General features: G+C 44.3%; 7 protein-coding genes. 5 read left to right on the top strand and 2 right to left on the bottom strand.

Annotated features, from left to right (window positions below; genetic code table 11):
* Positions 1–47 precede the first annotated feature (47 nt).
* Positions 48–803, top strand: a complete 756-nt coding sequence (gene cwlD / locus AC4PM4_RS30045) for an N-acetylmuramoyl-L-alanine amidase CwlD (protein ID WP_090811993.1) — start codon at positions 48–50, stop codon at positions 801–803.
* Between the two features lie 79 nt (positions 804–882).
* Positions 883–1,983, top strand: a complete 1,101-nt coding sequence (locus AC4PM4_RS30050; RefSeq protein WP_090811995.1) for an Mrp/NBP35 family ATP-binding protein — start codon at positions 883–885, stop codon at positions 1,981–1,983.
* Positions 1,984–2,080: 97 nt separating this feature from the next.
* Here the strand turns inward: AC4PM4_RS30050 and gerD are convergent, their stop codons facing one another.
* Positions 2,081–2,842, bottom strand: a complete 762-nt coding sequence (gene gerD / locus AC4PM4_RS30055; RefSeq protein ID WP_063567434.1) for a spore germination lipoprotein GerD — start codon at positions 2,840–2,842, stop codon at positions 2,081–2,083.
* A 125-nt stretch (positions 2,843–2,967) separates the two neighbouring features.
* On the opposite strand from gerD, the gene AC4PM4_RS30060 reads away from it, so the two are divergent.
* Positions 2,968–3,597 (top strand): KinB-signaling pathway activation protein, encoded by a 630-nt coding sequence (locus AC4PM4_RS30060; RefSeq protein WP_090955717.1) that lies wholly within the window; start codon positions 2,968–2,970, stop codon positions 3,595–3,597.
* 140 nt (positions 3,598–3,737) lie between these two features.
* Here the strand turns inward: AC4PM4_RS30060 and pdaB are convergent, their stop codons facing one another.
* Positions 3,738–4,514 carry a polysaccharide deacetylase family sporulation protein PdaB gene (gene pdaB, locus AC4PM4_RS30065; protein ID WP_063567436.1) on the bottom strand — a complete coding sequence of 259 codons (777 nt, stop codon included), beginning with the start codon at positions 4,512–4,514 and terminating at the stop codon, positions 3,738–3,740.
* A gap of 121 nt (positions 4,515–4,635) precedes the next feature.
* Between pdaB and AC4PM4_RS30070 the strand changes: the two genes are divergently transcribed.
* Together AC4PM4_RS30070 and AC4PM4_RS30075 are read left to right on the top strand one after the other, a co-directional pair.
* On the top strand, positions 4,636–5,253 hold the full coding sequence (locus tag AC4PM4_RS30070; RefSeq protein WP_269055111.1) for a stage II sporulation protein M: 618 nt from the start codon (positions 4,636–4,638) through the stop codon (positions 5,251–5,253).
* Positions 5,254–5,463: 210 nt separating this feature from the next.
* A complete protein-coding gene (locus AC4PM4_RS30075; protein ID WP_017692114.1) occupies positions 5,464–5,694 on the top strand; it encodes a hypothetical protein in 231 nt (76 codons plus the stop codon).
* The last annotated feature ends 393 nt before the right edge of the window (positions 5,695–6,087 follow it).

Genomic DNA, 6,087 nt, shown 5'->3' on the forward strand with positions numbered 1-6,087 from the left:
CCCATATAGATGATTAGAGTCATTTATAGGGACGAGGTGGTTTTTTTATGCGTAAAAATATGGGGAAGCACTTTGTGATCTGGATTAGGTTACGCACCATGAAGAGGGTCATGTTAAGCCTTTGTTTGCTTGCGATGTTTGTGGCGGTGGTGACGTATGAGTTGCCCTCCTCCAAAATGTCCGGTTACTGGGGGCTGCCATTAGCGGGAAAAGTCATAGCTATTGATGCAGGACATGGTGGGCCAGATGGGGGAGCGGTGAGTAAGCAGGGAGTCATTGAGAAAGATATCAATTTATCCATTGCGCTGTACGTACGAGATTATCTGCAGCAAGCAGGGGCCTTGGTTGTGATGACCCGAGAAATAGACACCGATCTGGCTGCATCTGATACCAAAGGGTACTCCAAACGCAAGACGGAGGATCTGAAACAAAGAGTAAGAAGAATCGAGGATAAGCAGGCAGATCTCTTTATCAGCATTCATATGAACAGTGTACCTTCGAACCGCTGGAGTGGCGCTCAAGTTTTTTATACACCCAATCATCCCGATAATGCAGCATTAGCCAATCTTCTTCAGCAAGAAATGATTCGTAATCTGGAAAATACAGATCGAATCGCGAAAACGGTAAATACCGTTTATTTGCTCCAGGCGTTAAAAATTCCCTCGGCACTTGTGGAGGTGGGTTTCCTTTCTCACCCGGAAGAGGCGCGTCTTCTTGCAGATGAAACCTATCAGCGTAAAGTGGCTGCATCCATCTACAACGGGATTCTCCGTTATTCGTCAGGAGAACGTCCTAAAAGTTAGTCACAACGAGAATGGTAATGATATAATTGAATCAGCATACCTAATTACATGCCAATAGATAAAGCTGAGGTGCTGTCTGATGTTATCAAAAGAACAGATACTTGAACTATTGCAGCCGTTGCAGGAACCGCAATTGGGCGTAAGTTTGACTGAACTGCAGTGGGTCCGTGATGTCATGGTTAAAGAAGATCATGTTGCTCTTACTATGGTGACGCTGGAGAACCGCACAGAGGATACAACTGCTCTAAGCGATGCCGCGCGCAACCTGTTGTCCCAACACGGAGTGAATGATGTACATATTCGTCTGCGTGCAGCGTCAGAGCATGAGCGTGAGAGCCTGAACATAGGACAAGCGGATCATGAGGAAGACGAGGACGAAGTGCTTGTCAAAGGCCATGCAGCAGGGCTGGACGGACATGAGTTGTTAAGTCCTGAATCCGGCGTACGTTTTATTGCTGTTGCTAGTGGTAAAGGCGGCGTCGGCAAATCGACGGTAACCGTTAATTTGGCTGCAGCTCTGGCACGTCAAGGCAAGAAGGTTGGCTTGATTGATGCAGATATATATGGCTTCAGTGTACCTGACATGATGGGCATTGAGGAATATCCAGTCGTTGAGGACGGGGTTATCCAACCCGTTGAGCGTTTCGGCGTAAAAGTGATGTCGATGGGATTCTTTATTCGAGAGAATAACCCGGTGATCTGGCGTGGACCTATGTTGGGGCGGATGTTGCGCCAATTCTTTACCGATGTAAACTGGGGAGAGTTGGATTATATGCTGCTTGATCTGCCTCCGGGTACGGGGGATGTCGCACTAGACGTACACCAGATGCTGCCTCACAGCAAAGAAATCATCGTTACAACACCTCATGCAACCGCTGCCTTTGTAGCTGCACGTGCAGGTGCCATGGCCATTCAGACGGAACATGAGCTGCTTGGTGTGGTAGAGAACATGGCTTATTATGAATGTAGCAAATGCGGAGAGAAAGATTATGTATTTGGACGGGGCGGTGGGGGTACTCTTGCCGAGAGTCTTCATACAGAGCTGCTTGCACAGATTCCACTGGGAGCGCCGGATAATCATATTTCGGAGCCGGATTTTTCACCATCCGTGTATAAAGCGGATTCAAGCATCGGTGCGATCTACGACGAGGTTGCCCAAACTGTTGATGCCAAGTTTTAAATTTTCTAATGACGTAAAATATATAAAAAGGCCCACATCCATGGATGTGGGCTTTTTTTCAACATGTGATAACTTTTAACTTTGAAGTATGATCAACTTACGATCCTCCATTACTTCCGTCGCCACCACTGTTACCATCACTACTACCGTCACTGCTGCCACTTCCGCCATCCCCATTGTCGTCTTTGCTTTGGCCCTCCTGTTTGCCGCCTTGTTCTGTTTTGGGTTGCAACTCATCCTGGACTACCTTTTTAAGCAAAGTCAGCACTTCCATCCGGAATAAAGGATTTTGCATGACTTCCTGCATAACGGTCATCGTTTGTTTACGATATTCGGGCGTTTTGGTCATATCCATGAACATCTTGGACACTTCAGGAGATTTCATGACATCCCCAATGGATTTTTGATACGTTGGATCTTTGATTAATTGCATATGCAGTTGCTTGCTCTGGGAGTTAATCACTTTGGCGAATTCACCTGCAAACTGTGGATCCGTCATAATTTTCTCGAATTCCTTCTGGTATTCAGGAGCCGTGATGGTATCTTTTACAGCTATACGTATTTGTTCTGAAGATTGCATAGGCATTAACATTTTCATACCCACTGTTCCAGATCCACCGCCAGAAGCTCCACTTTGGCCAGAAGCGCCGCCTTCGCCACCACCAGAAGAACTTTGTCCAGTGAGAGCTTCCTCGACCGCCTTTTTACCTTCGTCACTTTTGAGAATATCCACGACCATCGTTTTCATCTCTTTATAACCGCCCTGAGGAGGCGAATAATTCTGATCTGAGCCACAGCCGGCGAGCATGACGGATAGTCCAAGTACGACACAGCATAACTGCCACAAAGGCCGTTTCATGTGCACAACCCCTCCTTGATTAGATACTGGATGTAGTATGTGATGGGAAACCGCTAAATATGTTGAATGATGATGGTTTTTTGCTGTGAAGGTTGGTAAAATAAACTCTCGGGGGTGGAAAACATTTGAATTTACGTAAATGGTTTTTCCTATTTTGGTCAGCTTTGCTTATAGGGGCTGCAGGATCATTAGTGACGGGTCTAATTATGATGTTGGTTAATGGAGAAAAAACGAATGGAATGACCGATTTTTTAATTTATCTCCTGATCTTGTTTGGTTCCGGTATTATGATTAGCGTGTATTCGCAAATGGGTTTTTTCGCATACTTGATATTGAACTATATGGGCAAAGGTGTATTTTCGAAACGCAGTTGGCAAATTGTACAGATTGTTCTAACCGTCTTGGCGTTACTTGATGTCATGTTTTTACGTTTGTTTGTTGGTGGGGAACGAGAACGGCTATCCGATATTGTGCTTGGAATCATTATTTTGGCAGCTGGAATTGTTACCGCTTACGTAAAGGTGAAAAAGACACATATTTCGGCGATGGTGCCTACACTCTTTTTCATGGTGGCTGTTACCGTGGTGGAAACGATCGGTGTGCTGCGAATTGATGTGAATGCGGCTACCATCTTTATTGTGGTTCCACTGTTAATCTGTAATGCATACCAAATGCTGATATTGCACAGGCTGGTAGATGGGTCCATGGAGCAGCGGGTGAGTGGAAAGACCGAGGTACAAGAAAGTCATGCGTAGCGATTATCTTAAAAAAAACGCCAAAAAGAGCTAACCTGGTTAGCTCTTTTCATTTATGGCGCTTCAGCGCCTTTTTACAAGGCATGGAGTACAGAAGGGAAGTATACAGTTTGCCTCAGCAATACTGCTTTAATTCATGTTTACTGTGCACTGGCTTGGTCGCGAACTTCCGTACCTTTGACACTTGAATGGTTAAGCAGCTCAGAAACCGTCACGAATTCATACCCTTGATTTTTTAACTTGTCGATAATGACGGGTAATGCTTCATGCGTTTGTTTCGAGGAATCACTAGCGTGCAGCAGCACAATGTCACCAGGATGCGCCTTGCTAACTACACGATCAACAATGGTCTGTACACCAGGGTTCTTCCAATCCTGCGAATCGGTGTCCCATTGGACAACCTGATAATTCAGACTGCTGGCAACCTGGAGAACACGTTTGTCAAAGTCGCCATTAGGTAGACGCAGCAATTTCGGTTCTTTTCCCGTTAAATCGGTTAAAATGCTATGAGCTGTCGAAATTTCCTTGCGGATTTCCTCTTCAGTCAGGCTGCTGTAATTATCATGCTTGTGACCATGGCTGCCGATTTCGTATCCTGCGTCTTTGATGGCTGTTACAATCTCGGGGTGTGTCTTACTCCAGGGGGAGGACAAGAAGAAAGTGGCCTTCTGAACTTTATTTTCTTGGAGGACCTTCAGAATAGGCTCTGTCCTTTTATCTCCCCAGCTAATGTCAAAGGTGAGTGCAATAACCTTCTTCTCGGTTGGAACGCTGTATACGGCGGATGGTGCATCCTCCGAGAATACAGAAATATTGCCGCTCTCCAGATAAATAATCCCGATAGCAAAGACGGCAGCAACCAGCACAATCAGGAAACGTTTGATCTTTTTGCCGCTAAATACATAGAACGAGTTCATTTCAATAAGCGCCCCTCTCCCATAAGAAATGCTTGTTTACTCTCCAATGTATGCTCGTACCTCGCAGTTATTCGTATCAGACGTTTGTTTGTCCAACATCTTGGTTCCACAGGAGGATATTATGTTAAAATTCAGTACATTTCTTAGAGCTTTAGGTTCCATTCGTGGTGCATTAATCTGGTCGATCGTATTGTTTGTTGTTGGAATAGGCACGGGATGGGTGAGTACAGGAACACTTGAGGATATATTGTTGAATCAAATCGGGGGACTAAGGGAGGTTAGTGAGCGGCTGGAGCAGGGGAACAATGTGCAATGGAACTTCTTCCTCTTTATCTTTTTCAATAACGCCATCAAAAGTGTACTCGTGATCTATGCCGGTATCTTCTTTGGCATTCTGCCTGTCGTTTTCCTGTTAATCAATGGCATGGTTATCGGTTTTCTGGTACACACCACAATGAACTATGGGGCCAGCTTCTTTGATATTGTTGTAAAAGGACTTCTTCCACATGGCATTATTGAAATTCCGGTAATTATTATCGCTTGTGCATTCGGTTTAAGGTTTGGTGGATTAGCTCTCAAAAGTCTTGGTCAATTTGGCGGGGAGAAACGAAATACGATTGGTAGCCAATGGAGTGCGTTTATGCGCACAACGGTAACTGCATCCTGCTGGATTGTTATTTTGCTACTTGTTGCAGCGATTATTGAAAGTACACTTACCTACAGCCTGGTGCGAGGATAAATTTGTATGGGATGACATTCATAAATTTTCAGAAAGTTGACCATAACAATAAAACGGGTTTCAATAGCAACCACCAAAGGACAAATAAAGATGATCCTGGGTTTGCTACTAAAACCGGCGCTGTCCGATATATAGCCTGAATTAAAGGGGCTCGAATATGACATACACTGGGACACGCCATTATCCATATGCAGAAAAAGGAGAACTCTAATGCTGGGTATGCTGTTTAACGAGAAGGAATGCAAGGAACTGGATTATGTATTGCGCAAAGAGCTTGATGAAATGTTGTTCGACTTAAGTGACAACCGTCTCGATCAAGAAATTAAATACGCCATAGCGAGTCGCTACAAGACTGTGTTCCGTATGTATGCGCGTTTTGCGCCACCCAAAGAGTTATCCAAATATGCTAGAGGCGGCAAACTAAAAAAATCCAAGCCATAATGATGTGGTCAGTGGGATGCTGAAGTTCACCATATAAGAGAGGTGCGGCCCGTAAAGCCAGCGCTGTACCTCAGACACCATGAATCAGTAATAGGTAGAATAGGCGGCTTTGAAAAGGGATATGAAACATTTTGTCGAAAAAGGGTTGACCTTTTTTGTTCAATATGATAAATTAATTTTCGTTCCTTTTTTAAGGAAAAGTTAACCGAAACAAGCACTGGAATAAAGCGATTGAAAATAAATCGAAAAAAAGTGCTTGCAAAGTAAACTTAAACATGATATATTATAAAAGTCGCCGCTGAAAATACGGTGACAAAGAAAACAGAAACAAATTGAATGTTTGATCTTTGAAAACTGAACAACGAGTGAGTAACGATCTTGCTTGCAAGATCG

This window comes from Paenibacillus sp. MDV22-iso6, from assembly GCF_058408365.1.